This is a genomic window from Streptomyces sp. NPDC018029, from assembly GCF_044327655.1.
Lineage (GTDB): Bacteria > Actinomycetota > Actinomycetes > Streptomycetales > Streptomycetaceae > Streptomyces.
Genome location: NZ_JBIRFV010000002.1, coordinates 459688 through 477515, shown reverse-complemented (window position 1 = coordinate 477515; position 17828 = coordinate 459688). Strand labels below are relative to the sequence as shown.

At 70.6% G+C, this 17828-nt stretch carries 16 protein-coding genes and 1 tRNA gene; 14 read left to right on the top strand and 3 right to left on the bottom strand.

Features of this window, described 5'->3' with window-relative positions:
- Window positions 1-223: 223 nt before the first annotated feature.
- From tdh to ACH4D5_RS06285, 3 genes are all read left to right on the top strand, one after another.
- Window positions 224-1252: an L-threonine 3-dehydrogenase gene (tdh, locus tag ACH4D5_RS06295; protein WP_398299969.1), complete on the top strand. Its 1029-nt coding sequence runs from the start codon at window positions 224-226 to the stop codon at window positions 1250-1252.
- A gap of 68 nt (window positions 1253-1320) precedes the next feature.
- A complete protein-coding gene (locus ACH4D5_RS06290) occupies window positions 1321-2520 on the top strand; it encodes a glycine C-acetyltransferase (protein ID WP_398299165.1) in 1200 nt (399 codons plus the stop codon).
- 515 nt (window positions 2521-3035) lie between these two features.
- Complete coding sequence (locus tag ACH4D5_RS06285) at window positions 3036-3935, top strand: LysR family transcriptional regulator (protein WP_398299163.1); 900 nt, start codon at window positions 3036-3038, stop codon at window positions 3933-3935.
- A gap of 98 nt (window positions 3936-4033) precedes the next feature.
- On the opposite strand, the gene ACH4D5_RS06280 is transcribed toward ACH4D5_RS06285, so the two are convergent.
- Window positions 4034-4936, bottom strand: a complete 903-nt coding sequence (locus tag ACH4D5_RS06280; protein WP_398299161.1) for a LysR family transcriptional regulator — start codon at window positions 4934-4936, stop codon at window positions 4034-4036.
- Between the two features lie 195 nt (window positions 4937-5131).
- Between ACH4D5_RS06280 and ACH4D5_RS06275 the strand changes: the two genes are divergently transcribed.
- The gene (locus ACH4D5_RS06275) at window positions 5132-6013 is read left to right on the top strand and encodes a PhzF family phenazine biosynthesis protein (RefSeq protein ID WP_398299159.1); all 882 of its coding nucleotides are present in this window, start codon (window positions 5132-5134) and stop codon (window positions 6011-6013) included.
- Window positions 6014-6357: 344 nt separating this feature from the next.
- On the opposite strand, the gene ACH4D5_RS06270 is transcribed toward ACH4D5_RS06275, so the two are convergent.
- Complete coding sequence (locus tag ACH4D5_RS06270; protein WP_398299157.1) at window positions 6358-7149, bottom strand: SDR family NAD(P)-dependent oxidoreductase; 792 nt, start codon at window positions 7147-7149, stop codon at window positions 6358-6360.
- 334 nt (window positions 7150-7483) lie between these two features.
- Between ACH4D5_RS06270 and ACH4D5_RS06265 the strand changes: the two genes are divergently transcribed.
- The 6 genes from ACH4D5_RS06265 to ACH4D5_RS06240 all read left to right on the top strand — a co-directional run bounded on the left by ACH4D5_RS06265 (window position 7484) and on the right by ACH4D5_RS06240 (window position 10951).
- The gene (locus tag ACH4D5_RS06265; protein ID WP_398299155.1) at window positions 7484-8047 is read left to right on the top strand and encodes a helix-turn-helix domain-containing protein; all 564 of its coding nucleotides are present in this window, start codon (window positions 7484-7486) and stop codon (window positions 8045-8047) included.
- The gene (locus tag ACH4D5_RS06260; protein WP_398299153.1) at window positions 8044-8658 is read left to right on the top strand and encodes a GNAT family N-acetyltransferase; all 615 of its coding nucleotides are present in this window, start codon (window positions 8044-8046) and stop codon (window positions 8656-8658) included. Before ACH4D5_RS06265 ends, ACH4D5_RS06260 begins: the two co-directional genes overlap by 4 nt.
- 155 nt (window positions 8659-8813) lie before the next feature.
- Window positions 8814-9788 (top strand): alpha/beta fold hydrolase, encoded by a 975-nt coding sequence (locus tag ACH4D5_RS06255; protein ID WP_398299151.1) that lies wholly within the window; start codon window positions 8814-8816, stop codon window positions 9786-9788.
- 48 nt (window positions 9789-9836) lie between these two features.
- Window positions 9837-10217: an MmcQ/YjbR family DNA-binding protein gene (locus ACH4D5_RS06250; protein WP_398299149.1), complete on the top strand. Its 381-nt coding sequence runs from the start codon at window positions 9837-9839 to the stop codon at window positions 10215-10217.
- A gap of 94 nt (window positions 10218-10311) precedes the next feature.
- Window positions 10312-10575 (top strand): hypothetical protein, encoded by a 264-nt coding sequence (locus tag ACH4D5_RS06245; protein WP_398299147.1) that lies wholly within the window; start codon window positions 10312-10314, stop codon window positions 10573-10575.
- Between the two features lie 302 nt (window positions 10576-10877).
- Window positions 10878-10951 (top strand) — tRNA-Pro (locus ACH4D5_RS06240).
- A 441-nt stretch (window positions 10952-11392) separates the two neighbouring features.
- On the opposite strand, the gene ACH4D5_RS06235 is transcribed toward ACH4D5_RS06240, so the two are convergent.
- Window positions 11393-15559 (bottom strand): NACHT domain-containing protein, encoded by a 4167-nt coding sequence (locus ACH4D5_RS06235; RefSeq protein ID WP_398299145.1) that lies wholly within the window; start codon window positions 15557-15559, stop codon window positions 11393-11395.
- A gap of 494 nt (window positions 15560-16053) precedes the next feature.
- Between ACH4D5_RS06235 and ACH4D5_RS06230 the strand changes: the two genes are divergently transcribed.
- The 4 genes from ACH4D5_RS06230 to ACH4D5_RS06215 are packed head-to-tail and all read left to right on the top strand — an operon-like array spanning window position 16054 to window position 17823.
- The gene (locus ACH4D5_RS06230; protein WP_398299143.1) at window positions 16054-16461 is read left to right on the top strand and encodes a hypothetical protein; all 408 of its coding nucleotides are present in this window, start codon (window positions 16054-16056) and stop codon (window positions 16459-16461) included.
- A gap of 55 nt (window positions 16462-16516) precedes the next feature.
- Window positions 16517-17089 (top strand): phage tail protein, encoded by a 573-nt coding sequence (locus tag ACH4D5_RS06225; RefSeq protein ID WP_398299141.1) that lies wholly within the window; start codon window positions 16517-16519, stop codon window positions 17087-17089.
- A 48-nt stretch (window positions 17090-17137) separates the two neighbouring features.
- Window positions 17138-17431: a hypothetical protein gene (locus tag ACH4D5_RS06220; protein WP_398299139.1), complete on the top strand. Its 294-nt coding sequence runs from the start codon at window positions 17138-17140 to the stop codon at window positions 17429-17431.
- 14 nt (window positions 17432-17445) lie between these two features.
- Window positions 17446-17823: a hypothetical protein gene (locus ACH4D5_RS06215; RefSeq protein WP_398299137.1), complete on the top strand. Its 378-nt coding sequence runs from the start codon at window positions 17446-17448 to the stop codon at window positions 17821-17823.
- Window positions 17824-17828: the final 5 nt, after the last annotated feature.

Sequence of the window (17828 nt, the reverse complement as noted above, 5' to 3'; positions counted from 1 at the left end):
GCCCCTCGCCCCCTCCTCGACGTCGAGGATGTCCAGGACGGGTCGAGGACGTTCAGCAGCTGATCCCCTGCTTCTACTTCGAGCGCGGTCGGACCCGCCGACCCACAGGTTTGAAGGAAAGCTGCGGCGGCGCTTAAGAAATCCTCGATGGACCGGGGCGCCGCCGTAGGGAAGATTCCTGTGTCGTCGGGGGAAGAAGCGACGTACGACGGGAGCCGTGGCCGTGAAGGCGCTGGTCAAGGAGAAGGCAGAGCCGGGTCTCAGCCTGAAGGACGTGCCGGAGCCGGTCATCGGCCACGGAGACGTCCTCATCAAGGTGCTCCGCACCGGGATCTGCGGTACCGACCTGCACATCCGGTCCTGGGACGGCTGGGCGCAGCAGACGATCACCGCGCCGCTCGTGGTCGGGCACGAGTTCGTCGGCGAGGTCGTGGAGACCGGCCGTGATGTCGCCGACATCAAGGCCGGCGACCTCGTCAGCGGCGAGGGCCACCTGGTGTGCGGCAAGTGCCGCAACTGCCTGGCCGGGCGGCGCCACCTGTGCCGCGCCACGGTCGGCCTCGGGGTCGGGCGGGACGGCGCCTTCGCGGAGTACGTCGCGCTCCCCGCGTCGAACGTGTGGGTGCACCGCGTCCCCGTCGACCTGGACGTGGCCGCGATCTTCGACCCGTTCGGCAACGCCGTGCACACGGCCCTGTCGTTCCCGCTGGTCGGCGAGGACGTACTGATCACCGGGGCGGGCCCGATCGGCCTGATGGCCGCCGCCGTCGCGCGCCACGCGGGCGCCCGCAACGTCGTGATCACCGACGTCAGCGAGGAGCGCCTGGAGCTGGCCCGCAAGATCGGCGCGAGCCTCGCGCTGAACGTGGCGCAGTCGACGATCGCCGACGGCCAGCGCGAGCTCGGCCTCCGCGAGGGCTTCGACGTCGGCCTGGAGATGTCCGGCAACCCGCGCGCGATGCGCGACATGGTCGCCAACATGACCCACGGCGGCAAGATCGCCATGCTCGGCCTGCCCGCCGAGGAGTTCGCCGTCGACTGGTCGCGGATCGTCACCTCGATGATCACCATCAAGGGCATCTACGGCCGCGAGATGTACGAGACCTGGTACGCGATGTCGGTGCTGCTCGAAGGCGGCCTCGACCTGGCCCCCGTCATCACCGGCCGGTACGGCCACCGCGACTTCGAGGCGGCATTCGACGACGCGGCGAGCGGCCGCGGCGGCAAGGTCATCCTCGACTGGACCGCCTGACCGCCGCCTTACGCACGGCCCTTCGCACCGGTCCAGCCCCTGAACTCCCCATCTCCTAAGGAACACGCATGTTCGACTCCGTACGCGAAGACCTCCAGGCCACCCTCGACGAGATCGTCGCAGCGGGGCTGCACAAGCCCGAGCGCGTCATCGGCACCCCGCAGTCCGCGACGGTGGCGGTCACCGCGGGGGGCCGCCCCGGCGAGGTCCTCAACTTCTGCGCGAACAACTACCTCGGCCTCGCCGACCACCCCGAGGTCGTCGCCGCCGCGCACGAGGCGCTCGACCGCTGGGGCTACGGCATGGCCTCCGTCCGCTTCATCTGCGGCACGCAGGAGGTCCACAAGGAGCTGGAAGCGCGCCTCTCCGCCTTCCTCGGCCAAGAGGACACGATCCTCTACTCCTCCTGCTTCGACGCCAACGGAGGCGTCTTCGAGACGCTGCTCGGCGCGGAGGACGCGGTCATCTCCGACGCCCTGAACCACGCCTCGATCATCGACGGCATCCGCCTCTCCAAGGCGCGCCGCTTCCGCTACGCCAACCGCGACATGGCGGACCTGGAGCAGCAGCTGAAGGAGGCGTCCGAGGGCGGTGCGCGCCGGAAGCTGATCGTCACCGACGGCGTCTTCTCCATGGACGGCTACGTCGCCCCGCTCCAGGAGATCTGCGACCTCGCCGACCGGTACGACGCCATGGTCATGGTCGACGACTCGCACGCTGTGGGCTTCGTGGGCCCCGGCGGCCGCGGCACTCCCGAACTGCACGGCGTCATGGACCGCGTCGACATCATCACGGGCACGCTGGGCAAGGCGCTCGGCGGCGCTTCGGGCGGCTACGTCGCGGCCCGCGCCGAGATCGTCGCCCTGCTGCGCCAGCGCTCGCGCCCGTACCTCTTCTCGAACACCCTCGCCCCGGTGATCGCCGCGGCCTCCCTCAAGGTCCTCGACCTCCTGGAGTCGGCGGACGACCTGCGCGAGCGCCTCGCCGCGAACACGGCGCTCTTCCGCTCCCGCATGACGGAGGAGGGCTTCGACGTCCTGCCCGGCGACCACGCGATCGCCCCGGTCATGATCGGCGACGCGGCCGTGGCAGCCCGCATGGCCGAACTCCTCCTGGACCGGGGCGTCTACGTGATCGGCTTCTCCTACCCGGTGGTCCCCCAGGGCGCGGCCCGCATCCGAGTCCAACTGTCCGCGGCGCACTCCACGGAGGACGTCAACCGCGCGGTAGACGCGTTTGTCGCTGCGCGGGCTGAGCTGGAGGGGTAGGGGGCTCGGGCCTTGAGGGGCCTGGATGGCGCTTGCCTCTCTGGGCGGTCGGCCCGCGACGGGGGGGCGGGGCGCAGCCCCCGCCCCAGGGGCGCGGGGAACTGCGCGCTCAGCCCCCACCGGCCGGTGGACGCCCCTACGCCTCCGCCCCAGCGGCGAGTGGGACGTCCCCTCGCCGGGCCGGCCGAGATTCCTTGGCGGGGGCGCAGCCCCGCCAGGAGGGGCGCGGGGAACTGCGCGCTCAGCCCCCACCGGCCCGTGGACGCCCCTACGCCTCCGCCCCAGCGGCGAGGGGAGCACCCCCCCCCGGGACGGGGGAGACCCCGGCGGGGGTGAAGCCCTGCCAGGGGGCGCGGGGAACGGCGCGCCAAGCCCCCACCGGCCGGTGGACGCCCCCTCCCTGTGCCCCATCGGCGAGGGGGGAGCCCACCGCCCCCTGCGCAAGGGCGAGCCCCCGACCGGCGAGGGGCCGCCCCCCAAGAACGGATGAGCCCCCCGTAGGGGAGAATCAGTGCATGATCGAAGCCCGGCGCCTGCACATCCTCCGTGCCGTGGCCGACCACCGCACGGTCACGGCCGCCGCCGCCGCGCTCTACCTCACCCCCTCCGCCGTCTCCCAGCAGCTCACCGCCCTGGAGCAGGAGACGGGCCACCGTCTGGTCGAGCGTTCCGCGCGCGGCGTACGGCTGACGGCGGCGGGCGAGATCCTGCTCACGCACACCAACGCGGTCCTGGCCCAGCTGGAGCGCGCCGAGGCGGAGCTCGCCGCGTACAGCTCCGGCGAGGCAGGCACCGTGACCGTCGCGGCCTTCGCCACCGGCATCGGCCTGGTCGTCGCCCCCGCCCTGGCCCGCCTCGCCGACTCCGCGCCCGGTATCCGGGTCCGCGTCCAGGACGCGGAGGGCGACGCGAGCCTGCCGATGGTCCTCGACCGGCAGGTGGACGTGGCCGTAGCCGTCGAGTACCGGGGCGCGCCGGGCGCGGACGACCCGCGGCTCACTCGCGTACCGCTCTACGCCGAACCCTTCGACGCGGTGCTCCCACTCGGCCACCGCCTCGCGGACGCGGAACGGGTGGCCCTCGCCGAGCTCGCGAAGGACGCCTGGATCGGCCCCTTCGCGGGCAACCCCTGCCACGACGTGGTCGTCCTCGCCTGCGAGCAGGCCGGCTTCCAGCCCATGCTGGAGCACTGGTCGGACGACTTCAGGGCGGTGGTGGCCCTCGCGTCGGCGGGTGCGGGAGTCGCCCTCGTACCCCGCTCGGCCCTGCGCGGCATGGACGTGTCGGGGGCGGTGGTACGCCCGGTGGAGGGCGTGGCCCCCACGCGCCGCGTCTTCGCGGCGGTCCGGTGCGGCGCGGAGGACCACCCGCTGATCCGCCCGGTACTGGACGCCCTGGGCGACGCGGCGACCTGAGACCCAGTCTCTGATCCCCGCCGGTGCCCCACGACACCGGGTACGTGCTGCCCCGCTGAAGCCCAAGAACCTCAACGCCCTGGGCCGCTACGGCTCCGTCAGCCCGTCAGCCAGTGCAGCTCGTGCGCCACGGTTTTGGCGACGGCACGGACGCGGCGGTGCAGTGGCGACTGTTCGCGTGGGAGGACCAGGTGGATGGTCAGGCTGGGTGCGCCGTGCAGCGGGCGCCAGGTGATGCCGGGCGGTGGTGCCGTGGCGGCGGCCTCGCCGGCCGGGGCGAGGGTGCGCCCGTCGCGCAGGTCACGCTGTGACATGTCGAAAGAGACTGTGGGCGTGAGGAATTGGGGATGTGGCCGGATGTCGCGGAACACCGCGGACAGCTGGTCGTGGATGACGGGGTTGGCCGCACGGTGGGGGAGGCGCAACGGATACGCGGCCGCGTCGGCGATCTCGATCTCCGGGTGCTCGGCCAGCGGATGGTGCTGCGCCAGCTGGACGCCGATCCGCGCGCGCCGCAGCAGGTAGCGGCGTACGCCGCGGCCCGGCTGTTCGCCACGGGTGATCCCGGCATCGATGCGGCCCTCGGCAACGGCGGGGGAGATCTCGGGCGTCGCCATCGGGGCCGCGTCGACCTCGAGTCCGGGACTGCTGTGCATCAGCTTGTCCACCAGGACCGGTGTGGTCTCGGCTCCGGTGCTGAGGCTGTATCCGATGCGCAGCGTGCCCAGTTCACCGGCCGCCGCGCTCCGGGCGGTGTCCCATGCCCGGTCCAGCGCCGCCAGCGCGGGCGGCGCGGACTCCGCCAACGCCGCACCGGCCGTGGTCAATACGACGCTCCGCGTGGTGCGGACCAGCAGCGGGGTACCGAGCTCCGTTTCCAGTCGGCGTATCCGGGCGCTGAGTGCGGGCTGTGCGATACCGATCCGAGCGGCCGCGCGGGTGAAGTTCAACTCCTGCGCCAGCACCAGGAAGTACCGCAGGCTGACCGTATCCGGCGCCATGCGCCCTCCCCGCCGATTGATAACGATCCGTTCTGAGCCTATCCCGTACCGATCTTTCCCCCGACCCCACATCAAGTCATAACCTGCGCATACGACGCTTCATCAGACCGCGGCCCTGGACATCGCACGCATGCAGCTCGCCATCGGCGGTTTGGTCGTCATCCTCTATCCGTTCGTTGAGCGAAAGGTGGGCCGATGTCCTGGCCGCATGTCACGGTGGTCGACGTGTGCGTGCGGCGCGACGGCCGAGGCGGCAGCCCCACGGCCGTCACGGACGACGACCCGGCGGCGACGGACGCGGACCGGCGTGCGGTCGCTGCCGCGGCCGGCACGTCGCACGCGGCGTTCCTCGGACCGGGGCGGACGCCGGACGGTGGCCGGCCGGTCCGGTTCTTCACCGCCACCGCCGAACTGTCCGGCTGCGGCCACGGCACCGTCGCCGCGCAGGCCGTCCGGTTGGCCCGCACCGCGCTGGGCGAGCTGAACGACCGCCAACACACCGGCGGGCGCACGTTCGACACCGTCGCGATCCGCCGCCCCGCCGCCATCGAGGTCTGGTTCGACCAGGGCCTCGTCGCACTGCGTCACCCGGCACCGGACGAGCGCGCCGCGATCGTCGCCGCGCTCGGACTCACCGCGGACGACCCACATCCGACGGACGCGCCACGGATCGCCGCGCCCGGCGCACCACGCATGCTGATGCCCGTCCGCGACCGGTCGTCGCTGCTCCGAGTCCGCCCACACCTCGGCAGCCTGACAGCGGCGTGCCGGCGGTACGGGCTCCTCGGCTGTTTCGTGTACGTACCGCCGGTGGGCGACCGACCGGGTGCGGCGCGGATGTTCGCGCCGGCGATCGGTGTCGACGAGGACGTCGCCAACGCCAACAGCACCGGCTGCCTGGCCGCCCACCTGCTCGACACGACAGGGGCACAGACGGTCGCGATCGAGGTGGAACAGGGGGACAGCCTCGGCCGACCGGCCAGCGTGCTCGCTTCGGCCCGACGCGGGCCGACGGGCATCACGACCCGGGTCGGCGGGTTGGCGGTGGTCCGCGACGGACACCGAGGCGACAACTAGACCGTCCTCTTCCGCGATCCGCGATCCGCGATCCCTGATCCGCGCATGGGGATGGGGCTGTCCGCTGCGGCCAAGCGTTGGCATCCGGCAGCGGCCGCCACCGATACGCGGTGTCGAGGGCGCGGCTGAGTATCCACCGGGAGACGCGCAGCTTGGCGGCGACGACGGTTCGGGTTTGCACGAGGGCAACCGCCGACGCGCCGCACGGCGCCAATCCCACGCTGCCCCAAGCTCTAGGCTCCGCCCGAGCAGGGCAATCCACGGGAGCCAAGGAAGGCCAAGGGAGGCCAAGGAAGGCCAAGGGAGGCCCCCACAGACAGGCTTGAGCACCGCCACACGTCCCATCACACCGTCTTCACGGAGTTCCCGTCGATGACGTAATCCGCCCCGGTGACACCGGCGGCGACCGGCGACCCCAAGTAGGCGACGAGCGCGGCGACTTCGTGCGCCTCCGCGAGCTTGCCGGTGACCATTCCCGCCGCGTCCGGGAGGCCGTCGAGCAACCGCTCGTGGGGCACGCCCATGGACGCGGCGAGCTGGGCGCCGTAGCCGTCGGAGCTCTCCCACATGTCCGTGCGCACGGGGCCGGGCGAGACGGTGTTGACCCGTACGCCTCGCGGCCCGAACTCCTCGGCCAGCGCCTTGCCGAACGCGGTCAGCGCGGCCTTGGCGGTGCTGTACGTGATCGGGCCGGCGTGTGGCGTCCGGGCGCTGGTGGAGGAGATGTTGACGATGGCACCGCCGCTGTCGGCGACGAGGTGGGGCAGCGCGGCCCGGGTGGTGCGCACCGAGGCGAAGAAGTTCAGGTCGAACGCGTCGCGCCACTGCTGCTCGGTGCAGGCGAGAAAGCCACCCGTCCAGCCCGCGTCCGCGTCACCGCCGCCGACGTTGTTGACGAGGAGGTCGAGCCCGCCGAGTTCGGCCTCGGCGCGGGCCACGAGGCGGGCGGGGCCGTCCACAGTGGACAGGTCCACGGCGACGCCCACGGCGCCGGTGACCTTGAGCTCCGGTGTGAGCGTGCGGGCCGCCGCCACGACGCGCATGCCCTCGTCGATCAGCGCGGACACCGTGGCCAGCCCGATGCCCCGGCTCGCGCCGGTCACGAGTGCGGACTTGCCGGTCAGCCGCAGATCCATGAGTTCCCCTTCCATCTGTTCCCTGAGCCGGCGATACCCAGGTGCCCACAAGCGGCCCATGGTGTGCCGGGACGTTCAGGCTCCCCCTCTGAGTCTCGGCGCAACATGACCCGCAGCCGGCGCGAGACCGGCACCCGCGAGGCGACGGGACGGATCAGGGAGTTGCCCGGGACCGTCCCGACTGCCTCAACTTCTCGGCTGTCGCGGCTGTCGCGGCTGTTTCCACGCACGACCAGGGATGCCCGGCACAGGACCTGCTGCGTGCGAGGCGCGGCACGTCCGAGATGTGGACCACAGTTGTCCGTCATCCCAGATACGGGATAGCGTGCCAAATATGGAACACGATGGAGTCGACGCGCGCCTCGCCGCCCGACTGGCCGAGCTGCGTGCGGAACGCGGCTGGTCCCTGGGCGAGTTGGCCGAGCTGAGCGGGATCAGCCGCTCCACCCTGTCCCGTGCCGAGCGCGCGGAGATCAGCCCCACGGCGGCCCTCCTGAACCGCCTCTGTGCCGTCTATGAACGGACCATGTCGCAGCTCCTCAGCGAGGTCGAGGCGGAGCCCGCCCAGTTGGTCCGGGCCGTCGACCAAGCGGTCTGGGCCGACGACGAGGCGGGCTTCATGCGCTGGTCCGTCTCGCCCCCCAGCACCGGAATGCGCGCCGAACTGGTCGAGGGCCGACTGCAGCCGGGCGCCGACATCGCCTACGACCGGCCGCCGGTGCCCGGCCTCGAGCAGCACATCTGGGTGCTCGAAGGCTCCCTGGAGGTGACCTTGCAAGGCGAGGTGCACACCCTGCGCACAGGCGACTGTCTGCGCTTCCGGCTCTGGGGCGCGTCGCGGTTCCGCTGCCGGGGCGAGGAGGCCGTGCGGTACGCACTCGTGGTGGTGAAGCCATGACTGGAGCTCCCGCGACGACGACCGCAGGAGTCGAAACGCATCCTGTACGCCTCGACGCCACCGCGCTTCTCGACGCCTCCGACGATCTGGCGGAGCTGCTGGTCGAGACGGTACGGGGCGGTTCCTCGCTCGGCTTCCTCGCGGACCTGGACCGGGCCACCGCGGCCGCCTGGTGGCGCGGCCTCGCCCCGTCGGTCGCGGACGGAGCCCTCGCCGTCTGGGTGGTCCGCGGCAAGGGGCCCGGCGCCCGGCGCGTCGTGGGCACGGTCGGCGTCACCTTCACCGACAAGCCCAACGGCCGCCACCGCGCCGAGATCACCAAACTGATGGTGCACCCCTCCGCGCGCGGCCGGGGCCTCGCCCGCGCCCTCCTGGACGCCGCGGAGAGGGCGGCGGCGGAGGCGGGCGTGACCCTTCTCGTCCTGGACACCGAGACCGGCAGCCCCGCCGAGACCGTCTACAGGAAGGCCGGCTGGACCGTGGCCGGAACCATCCCCGACTACGCGGCGGACCCGAAAGGAACCCTCCACCCGACGACCCTCTTCTACAAGCGGCTCGGCGCCGATCGCGCCCGCGTCGACGCGGAGCCGACCCGCGCGGCGCGTCAGTAGCGCAGCGCCGCCAGGTCTGTACGGGGCATGGAGCCACATCGGCCCGCATGACGTCCCGCGCGCGGGGGAGGCTGCCCCGAAGAGATCCAGCGAAGAGATCCAGCGAAGAGCACCAGCGAATAGAACCAGCCGCACCACCCAGGGAGCCCGCCGCGATGCCCGACCGAGCCGAAGAAGCCACCACCCCCGCCGCGTACACCGCGGGACTGCTGAACGCGGCGGACGGCGTGCCCGTCGCCACGTACACCTGGCTGCCCGCCGACGGCAGGCCGCGCGCGTACGTGCAGATCGCGCACGGCGCCGCCGAGCACGCCCTGCGCTACGACCGCTTCGCCCGCCACCTGACCGCGCACGGCTACGGCGTGGTCGCCTCCGACCACCGGGGTCACGGCGCCACCGCGCAGGCAACGGGCGGCTACGGAGTGACCTCCGGGGCGGGCCCGGAGGGCGCCGACAGCTGGCGCGCGATCGTCGACGACCTCAAGGCCATCGGCGACCAGGTGCGCACGCTGCACCCCGGCACGCCGTTCTTCCTCCTGGGGCACAGCCTCGGCTCGCTGCTCGCGCGGGACTACGCCCAGGAGTACGCCGACGGGCTCGCCGGTGTGATCCTCTCGGGTACGTTCCGCTCGCTGCCCGGCGCCGAGATCGAGGGCTCGATCGCCCGCCTGGAACGAGAGATCGCCGAACGCGGCCGCGCGGCCCTCTCGTCGTACGTCCCCGACCTCTTCGCCTCGTTCAACGATCCGTACACCCACCGCACCGGCTTCGAGTGGCTCTCGCGGGACGAGACCGAGGTCGACGCCTACGTGGCCGACGAACGCTGCGGCTTCGCCTTCTCGGCGGGACTCTCACTGGACTGGGTGCGCGCTGTACGGAAGATCAACGACCCGCGCAACATCGCGCGCGTGCCCACCGATCTGCCGATCCACATCGCGGTCGGCGAGGAGGACCCCTGCAACCAGCGGATGACGCTGGTCCACGAACTCCTGGAGGACTACCGGTACGCGGGCATCGAGGACCTGACATGGAAGGGCTACCCCGACGCACGCCACGAGATCCTCAACGAGACCAACCGCGACGAGGTCCAGGAGGACCTGACGGCCTGGCTGGACAAGCGGGTCCTCTGAGGTGATGGCCGAGGGGTGACTGTCAGTGGTGTTGGCTACGGTTCTGGCATGTCGAAGTCCAGATCCCGTGCCCGCGTCACCTCCGAGGATGTGCGCCGCATCGCCCTCGCCCTGCCGGAGACGGTGGAGAAGGTCGCGTGGAGCATGCCGACGTTCCGCGTGGCCGGAAAGATGTTCGTGACGGTCCCCGACGACGAGACGTCCTTCGCTGTGCGCTGCCCGAAGGTCGAGCGCGACGAGCTGGTCCTCGCCGAGCCGGACAAGTTCTGGGTCGCCGCCCACGAGGCGGGCTCGGCCTGGGTCCGAGTGCGCCTCGCGGCCCTGGACGCCGACGAGCTCAAAGACATCCTGTCCGACTCCTGGCGCCAGGCCGCACCACCCCGACTGCTGGAAGAACACCCGGAGTTGGGAGTGGTCTCCACGGGATGAGCGCGTAGAGAGCGCTGTCTGGACGACCGGCTGCTTCGCCGGTCTGGTGATCTTCGGCTGAGTCTTCGCGGACTGGTTCAGCACCCGCCTGCTGATGAGCGCCGCCGACCTCGTCCGGCTTGGCATTCAGGCGCTCGCGGCGGCACTCTTCCTCGCGGGGCACGTCGTCCTCTGCCCGATCTGCCCGATCTGCGCGATCGGCGCGGTAGACGGCGCGGCCGCTGTCTTCTCCCGGCCCGGTGTGGCCAGCACGGCACCGCGCGGGTCCGGCCGCCGCCCGCCGGTCGGCCAGGCGCTTGCTGGCCCGGCGGCAACCGCCTTCGGCGCGGAGACGGTCCTGATCACAGGTGGGGGATGACGGTGGTGGTGTGCGCCGTCCTGTTCTCCGTTCCGGCGATCCGCGGTCTGGTACATGCCGACGGCCCCGCGCTGATGGGGCCGCGCCAGCCCAACCGAACAAGCGAACGAAAGCCCGCCGCGCCCTCGAAGCACCGGGGAGCGTGATCCGGGTCACGTCACAGCCGCTCCAGCAGCGGCTTAGAGCGTCACTCGCCGTGCGAGGCGGCCCGCACCCCGGAAAGGGGTGAGCGATCACCGGTCGGAGTGCGGTATTGTTTCGGTGCGCGTTCGGCCAGGGGAAACCCCAGGTCACACGGGCAACGGGACGTGGCGCAGCTTGGTAGCGCACTTGACTGGGGGTCAAGGGGTCGCAGGTTCAAATCCTGTCGTCCCGACTTGCATTTATGCAGGTCAGAGGCTGTATCGGAAGTATTCGATACGGCCTCAAGATCGTTTTTGGGGCCAGTTTGGGGCCAGTTCGGGAACCAGGCCCTCCCGGCATCGGCGACGTAGCTGATTGACACCGACGTGATCGTGCGCGACGACTTCCGACGGACTCCCGAACGCGTCCGCCTCGAGGTCGCCCGGCCAACTCCACTTTCCTCCGGTCTGCCGGCCCATTCGCAAGGTGTGATCTTGTGATGCAGACCTCGGTGCCGCCCGCCCACCGGGAGTTGGGCAGGGCTAAGTCGGCCATGTGACTCGGGGACTCTCGCTTCTAGGCCGAGCCTGCTCTCGGAGATCTGGGCGAGGCTGACATCGAAGCCGACCATGAAAGCTGCTTTGCGCTGGGGCTCGTCGGCCGTGAGCACGGTTGCCGTCTCGACGTGGTCCCCTCAGCCCGGCCCCTTGCCGCCGCCCCTGACGGGACCACGCCAGATTTCCTGGATCGTCTCGAGCGAGCCCAGCAGTCCGGCGTCCCGCACCACGGGCCGCAGGACGTCGGCGTCGCTCGCCCGCATCCGGAGCACGTCCGCCGGCCGCAGAGTCAGCAGGAGTGGCTCGGCATGCGCGCCAAGCCATTCCCGCTGCCCCAGTTCATGAGCCAGCCGCAGAAGTCCGATGACCAGTCCTGGGTCCCGCTGGTCCGCGGGCAGCTCCTCGAGCAGTCTGAGCCCCCGCTCCAGGACCGTGCTCCCCGGGCCCCATCCCCCCTCCCCCCAGATCTGGGTGGTCCCCGCCTCCCTCAGCATCTGCTGCAGGCGTTCCCGCGGTCCGCGGAACAGTGCCGCGTACCGGCGGAGGTGGCCGACCAGGGTCTTGAACTTCACCGTCTCCTGATCCGGATCCACCCGTGCCAACCCGCGGATCACGTACTCCTCGAGCACGGGCCACAGCGCAGCCCGTAGCGCTCCGTCGCCTGCGGTAGCCGGCCGGATCACCTCAACGAGGAGGGACTGGACGATCTCCTCCGGCAGCCGGGAGGCGTCATGGACGAGGTGGCGTATGAGGAAGTCCGTGACGGGCGGGCGCTCCGGCTCGGGCAGGTGTCGCAGCACTTCCAGGACATCGGCATAGTGCGTGGCGAGAGCCTGATGTGTGTCCCGACACAGCAAGCCCACGAGGGCGTGCGCCCCCGACACGGCCCGCTGCTCCTGGTCGACGCGGTACGTGCGCAGGGTGTTCGGCAAGCTTCGCAACAGGGGTGCCAGAGCGTGGAGCAGGTGCTGCACGTCCGTGTCGCACAGGAGGGACAGCCGCCTGGTCAGATCGGCGGCGTCCACCCCTCGTGCGTCGTGGAAAGCGGCCGGCCCCAGCACACTGCGGCGCAGAATCCAGGACACGTCGCCCGCGAGTTCGGTGGTCCCCTGAAGGGAGATCTGTAAGTCACCCGTGCCGCCGCCGTCGACTGCGGTGGTGGCTCTCTCCACAGACACGGAACGGGCGAAGGACTCCCAGGATGCCTCACCGAACTGGGAACGCCAGAACTGTGCACATCGCCACCAACGATCACCGGGATCCGCAACCGCCAGGAAGTCGGAGGCCCGGACGCCGTCTTCGACGACGAGGGCGAGCAGGAGAAGGTTCGCCTCGTAGACCGCGTCCCGTTCGGTTCGCCTCCGAGCGGCTGGAAGGTACGTGACGTCGGACTGCCCGTCACCGGCGCGGTCGTCTGTGTGGAACAGGGTCCGCAGGAGCCCCGGCAGGCCGCGGTGCCAGCGTGGCCCCTCCGGTCCGGCCAGTTCCCGGAGGGTTTCGAGGACGTGTGTGCGGTCGCTGAGCGGGACGAACGACAGCAGGGCGCGGAGCACCGCGTCGTCGCACCCCGCCGCCGCGGCCTGCTCGGCTCCGGCGCGCATCCGTCCCAGTTCGTCGCAGACCAGCCGGGCGACCAGGTACTCCCCGAACGTCGCGTGCAGGAATTCATACGAGCGCAGGCGTTCCTCCGCGACTACCGCCTGCGCCTCGTGTACGAAGAAGAACCGGCCGAAGAGCAGAGCGGAGCCGGCTTCGCCGAGCAGACTGCCGAGATCTCGATCTGCTTCGCCCGCCGTGAGGCTTTGACTGCGGCGGTTGAACATTCCGATGGCGATCGCGCCCAGTCGCTTGAGCTCCTTCTCGACCGCCTCGGCTTCCGCGGAAGGTGGCAGCGGGCCGTCGTGTTTGACGATCTGGCGTCGGACGAACTCCACCAAGAGCCGTTCGTACAGATCGACGCGGCGAATGTCCCGACCGTCCAGGCGGCGGAGCGGATTGCCGGTCGCGTCGTACAGCGCGAGCATGAGGAGGAGCAGCGAGTGGCACGCCAGATCCCTGTATGGGCGCACCACGTCCCACGAGAGCGGTTCGACGTCGTGCACGGAGAAGTAACGCCGGTTCGTGGCCTGCCAGACCTCCAGCCAGCAGACGATACGCGCGTCGTCGAAGGGCTCGAGACGGAGGACCGTAGAGGCCGTGGGGGTCAGCACCTGGTCGGCGACCACGGTTCGGCTCGTCACGATGAAGATGACAGGCCGACCCAGCTCGTATTCGCGTTGCTGGAGCTGCTCGATGGTGCTCAGATACCGCCACTGCCTGCTCATGTCGAGCCGACCCGCGCCTGCCTGTAGCAGTTCGTCCAGCCCGTCGAGCAGGACGACTCGGACGGCCTCACCGGAGGGCAGCGCGTCCGGCCAAGCCGCCCGGTGTCCGGTCGACCTGAACAGGGCCCACTCGAGTTGTCCTTGGACGTCGAGTTCGGCAGGAACGTGCCGGAGCTCGATGTGCAGGCACGAGAACTCCGATTGGGGTAATCGGGCCGCTATGAGCTTCATCAGCAGTGACTTTCCGGAGCCCGGGTGGCCGAGAACCAATAGGGGCGCCTGGGTGGCCTGGTGACTGAGGAGGTGTGCGGCAAGGAATCCGGCGATGTCCTCTCTGAGAGGTCGGCCATCCCACCAGGTGTCGGCGGACAGCCGCCGGTCGGCCGGGAGTCCAGCCACGCGGAAGGCCGGGTTCACGTAGCCGGCTGCCAGGGAGGGAATCACCGGCCCCGCCCCGCCGGCAGCGGCGATCGGCGCTCGAAGCAGTTCCCGTTGCCGCGCGGTGGCAAGGTCGGCGTGCGCGAACTCCTTGAGGAGGACGCCCAGTCCGATGAGGCCGACCCGGTCCGCGGTCGCCTGCTGCCTCTCCGCCTCTTCGTCAGGGTCGTACGTCTCGGAGGTGAGGCGCAACTCAGGGGAGTCCCAGGTGACCGTGGCGTGCAGGGCCTCGTAACGACGTAGGGACAGGCGTGCGAGTTCGTCGGATGTCGATCCGCTGAAGCCGTCGAACGCCATGAGGTCGGCGGATGCCGCGTAGGCGGTGGCGATCTCGGCACGGAGATCGGAGGGGGATCGGACGCGGGTGGATCCGAGTGCCACGCGGCCGAGTTCTTCGAGCACCTGGGCTTGGAGGTCTACCTGCACCGTCGCCTCAGCCTCGCGTACGGCCCCGAGCCGCCCGACCGCGTCGCAGAAGGCGCCTACGAGGAGGACCATGTCTGCCGCACACAGTAGCGCTGTCCTCGCGGTGCCACTGCAAGCACGGACCCGGGCGCCGAAGCCCTTGAAGAGGCTGGATAACTCGCTGGGCCCTGCGCCGACCAGCCTGAGTGGTTCCAGGATCTCCGCGTCCATGCCCTTGCAACCGTCCTGATGGCCCACCAAGACCTTGACGGCGGATTCGAAGTCGAACGGGACGCTCTCCGGCAATTCGATGGGTAACCGCTCCTGGGCATGCCTGGGCCGTCGGCGTCGTTGGCATTCCGCCGTTTCCTCCAGTTCGGCGAGGCGTGCGCGCCACCATGCCGGATCCAGGACGAGGCCGGGCGGAGAGTGGGCGCCGACCCGATTGCGGCAGTGATTCACGATAGGCAGGATCTCGTCCAGCTGGGGTGCCCTCGCGCGCTGGCCGTTCAGGAGCATGGAGACAGCTGAGTCGCTCCGGTTCAGCACCCGCGCGAGCTCCGTCTGTGAAACCCCGCAGCCGCGCACGGTGCGGCGGAGCGTGGCGCAGAAGTCCGCCACGGCGCCCCTTGCATCCCCCACACGGCACCCCCGTTTCCGCGGCCTTTGGGAAAACCGTCGCCAGCGTATGACGTGACCTGCGTCGATGCCACCGTCTTCGGCCTTCTTCAGCGATCGGCCCCAAGGGAGCTCGGTGGTCGCAGACTCGGACCCCGGCCGCACCAGGCGGCCGTCCGAGAGGAAGGAACCTCCGTGCGCTGGCTGACCTCGCATGCGATCGTGCTGCTTGCCCTGATGTTCATGGCGCTGTTCACCGGCGTGGTTCTCCCAGCCGTGTGGTCCTCGCGCCCGGCTCGCCGCCGTGCCGCGGCGGCCGTGCTGAGCCAGATCCTGATGACGGTGCGGCGGCGACGTTGACGTGACGGGCCTTTCCGGGACGAGCTCATCACTCCTCGCGGCGTTCTGGTCATCGAGGCATGGGTGTCGACGACTGGTTCGACTCCGAGGACCTGTATACGTGCGGTTCCGGGAGTTCCTTGGGGCAACGAAATCATCGAACATCTGGTCGGCGGTCAACAGCGGCCTCGCGTTCCGTAGGGACTACGAGACGGACCTGCGCGACCGCGTGGACACAGCCCTGGCGGGCCGGAGTTTGCTCGAGCGTCCACTGGCAGGGATGGGCTCCTGATCCAGAAGGACAACAAGGTCACCCACCGGCGACAGGGCGGCCAGGCAGCGGCGGAGGTCGCCGACGCGAAGGGCCAGGTCACGCTCCGCCGCGAGCGCCTATGACGGGCTGAGCCGCAAGAGCGGCATGTGGCACACCGAGAAGTTGGACGCCAGCGAGCCGGCCGCCTGCACCTTCGACGGCCTCGCCAAGGGCAACAGGACGCGGCCGTCCGGAGATGGGTCACGCATGCGGAGCCGCCAGCTCCTCAACTGGCGCGCATAACACGCCAGTTGACGGAGCATCACATTCACCTACACAGTCCCCGTATTGTCTTGCAGGCGCATTGCACCCACCCCGCGCCCGGGTCACACTGAAGGTCGGACCACGCAAGGAGTTGCGCGTGAGTGATCCGCCCATCGTGTTCCCGGATGTGGAACGCCTCGTCGTCGACCACCTCAAGAGCCGTCCCGAGCTGGACGGAGTCGTGATCGACAATCGCACGCCGCCGGGATTCGACGGCACGCAGAAGGCCGTCCTGGTGTCCCGGGCGGGCGGGGCGTGGGTCGATGACCAGCGTCTCGACCAGCCCCTGATCGACCTGGAGGTCTACGGCCCCGACAAGCCGACCGCGCACACGGTCGCCACCGCGGCCCGTACGGCACTGCTGACCGTGCGCGGCACCACGTACGGCGGTGCTCACGTCACCGATGTCGTCGAGGCGGACGGGCCGCGCTGGCTGCCCGACTACAACCGGCAGGCGGCCAGCCGCTATCTGTCCACCACCCGGCTCTCGATCCGCCCGGCCTGACGGCGCCCGTACGCGTGCGAGGTCGGCGCGCCCTGAGCAGTTCGAAGGAGTCCGCATGCCCGGAATGAACCCGAACGAGATCCGCGTCGCCGGCACGGGGCGCATCCTCACCGCCCCGCTCGGTACGCCGGTACCCGCCGATGTGACCGGAAACTGGGCCGCTGCCTGGCGCGACCTCGGCTACACCAGCACCGACGGCATCCGCTTCAACAAGAAGGACAAGATCGACGCGGTGGACACCTGGCAGTCGGTCAGCCCCGCCCGGTTCGTGTACTCGGACCGGGACCTGACCGTGAAGTTCGCCCTCCTCCAGCTCAACGAGGACACCCTGCCGTTCTTCTTCGGGGGTGATGTGGTCAAGGAGACCGCGGAGGGTTCGAAGCTCTACTCGTATCAGGTGGCGTCCGAGCCCAAGAAGGACGAGCGGATGCTCGGCGTGGAGTTCGCCGACGGCGATGTCATCAAGTACCGCTTCACCATCGCCCGCGGCCAGGTCACCGAGACCGAAGAACTCCAGCTCACCCGCACCGCGTCGGTCAAGCTCGGCATCACCTTCACCGCGCTCGCGGTCGACAACACCACGCCGCTCGCGACCTGGCTGATGAACGACCCGGCGTTCGCGAAGTAGCGGCGCCGGTCACCTGGCCGACCCGTCACCCATCGACCCAGGAGTCCCATGTCCGCGCCATTCAATGTCAATGCCGCCCGCGCCCAACGGCTCGAATCGCTGGGCCTGAGCTGGGAGTTCGAGGTGGACGGCGAGACGTTCTCGCTCCCCACCGAGATCCCGCGCCGCTCCGCCCAGACCCTCTCCTCCCTGGAGGACAACGACCTGGACGGACTGCTCGCCCTGCTGCTCGGCGACGAGCAGTACAAACGCTTCGCCGAGCACGACGTCAGCGTCCAGGACGTGGCCGCCGTCCTGAACGCCTACGGCGAGGCGACAGGGCTGAGCGTGGGGGAAGGCTGAGCCTCGGCGCGCTCGTGGAGGAGCACGCCGAGGCCCTGGAGGCGGATCTGCTGCGGCACTACGGCGTCGACCTGCTCGGCTGGTACCGCGGCGAACTGTCGTCGCGGCGGCTCGCCGTGCTCGTCCGGCACCTGCCGCGGGACAGCGCGTTCCGGCTCGCGCACGAGGGCGAGGGGGCGCAGTGGTCGCTGACCGACCATCTGCTCGCCGCCGTGGTCGATCACCTGGCCATCGCCAACTGGATGTTCGCCTCCGTCAACCGGGACGAGGACGAGCCGGCACCGGAGGCGCCGCAGCCGGTGCCCCGGCCGGGCGCGGACGACGCCGCGTCCGACGGGACGCCCGCGTCCGACGCTCCCGGGCCCGCCGAACTGGCCCGTTTCTTCGGTTGAGCTCG

What these genes read in the sequence shown, in the direction of transcription:
- ACH4D5_RS06290 (WP_398299165.1), top strand. Translation starts at nt 1,321, where the DNA reads ATGTTCGACTCCGTACGCGAAGACCTCCAGGCCACCCTCGACGAGATC.
- ACH4D5_RS06220 (WP_398299139.1), top strand. Translation starts at nt 17,138, where the DNA reads ATGTCCGCGCCATTCAATGTCAATGCCGCCCGCGCCCAACGGCTCGAA.
- ACH4D5_RS06225 (WP_398299141.1), top strand. Translation starts at nt 16,517, where the DNA reads ATGCCCGGAATGAACCCGAACGAGATCCGCGTCGCCGGCACGGGGCGC.
- ACH4D5_RS06270 (WP_398299157.1), bottom strand. Translation starts at nt 7,149, where the DNA reads ATGGATCTGCGGCTGACCGGCAAGTCCGCACTCGTGACCGGCGCGAGC.
- ACH4D5_RS06265 (WP_398299155.1), top strand. Translation starts at nt 7,484, where the DNA reads ATGGAACACGATGGAGTCGACGCGCGCCTCGCCGCCCGACTGGCCGAG.
- ACH4D5_RS06245 (WP_398299147.1), top strand. Translation starts at nt 10,312, where the DNA reads ATGAGCGCCGCCGACCTCGTCCGGCTTGGCATTCAGGCGCTCGCGGCG.
- ACH4D5_RS06280 (WP_398299161.1), bottom strand. Translation starts at nt 4,936, where the DNA reads ATGGCGCCGGATACGGTCAGCCTGCGGTACTTCCTGGTGCTGGCGCAG.
- ACH4D5_RS06250 (WP_398299149.1), top strand. Translation starts at nt 9,837, where the DNA reads ATGTCGAAGTCCAGATCCCGTGCCCGCGTCACCTCCGAGGATGTGCGC.
- ACH4D5_RS06255 (WP_398299151.1), top strand. Translation starts at nt 8,814, where the DNA reads ATGCCCGACCGAGCCGAAGAAGCCACCACCCCCGCCGCGTACACCGCG.
- ACH4D5_RS06285 (WP_398299163.1), top strand. Translation starts at nt 3,036, where the DNA reads ATGATCGAAGCCCGGCGCCTGCACATCCTCCGTGCCGTGGCCGACCAC.
- ACH4D5_RS06260 (WP_398299153.1), top strand. Translation starts at nt 8,044, where the DNA reads ATGACTGGAGCTCCCGCGACGACGACCGCAGGAGTCGAAACGCATCCT.
- ACH4D5_RS06275 (WP_398299159.1), top strand. Translation starts at nt 5,132, where the DNA reads ATGTCCTGGCCGCATGTCACGGTGGTCGACGTGTGCGTGCGGCGCGAC.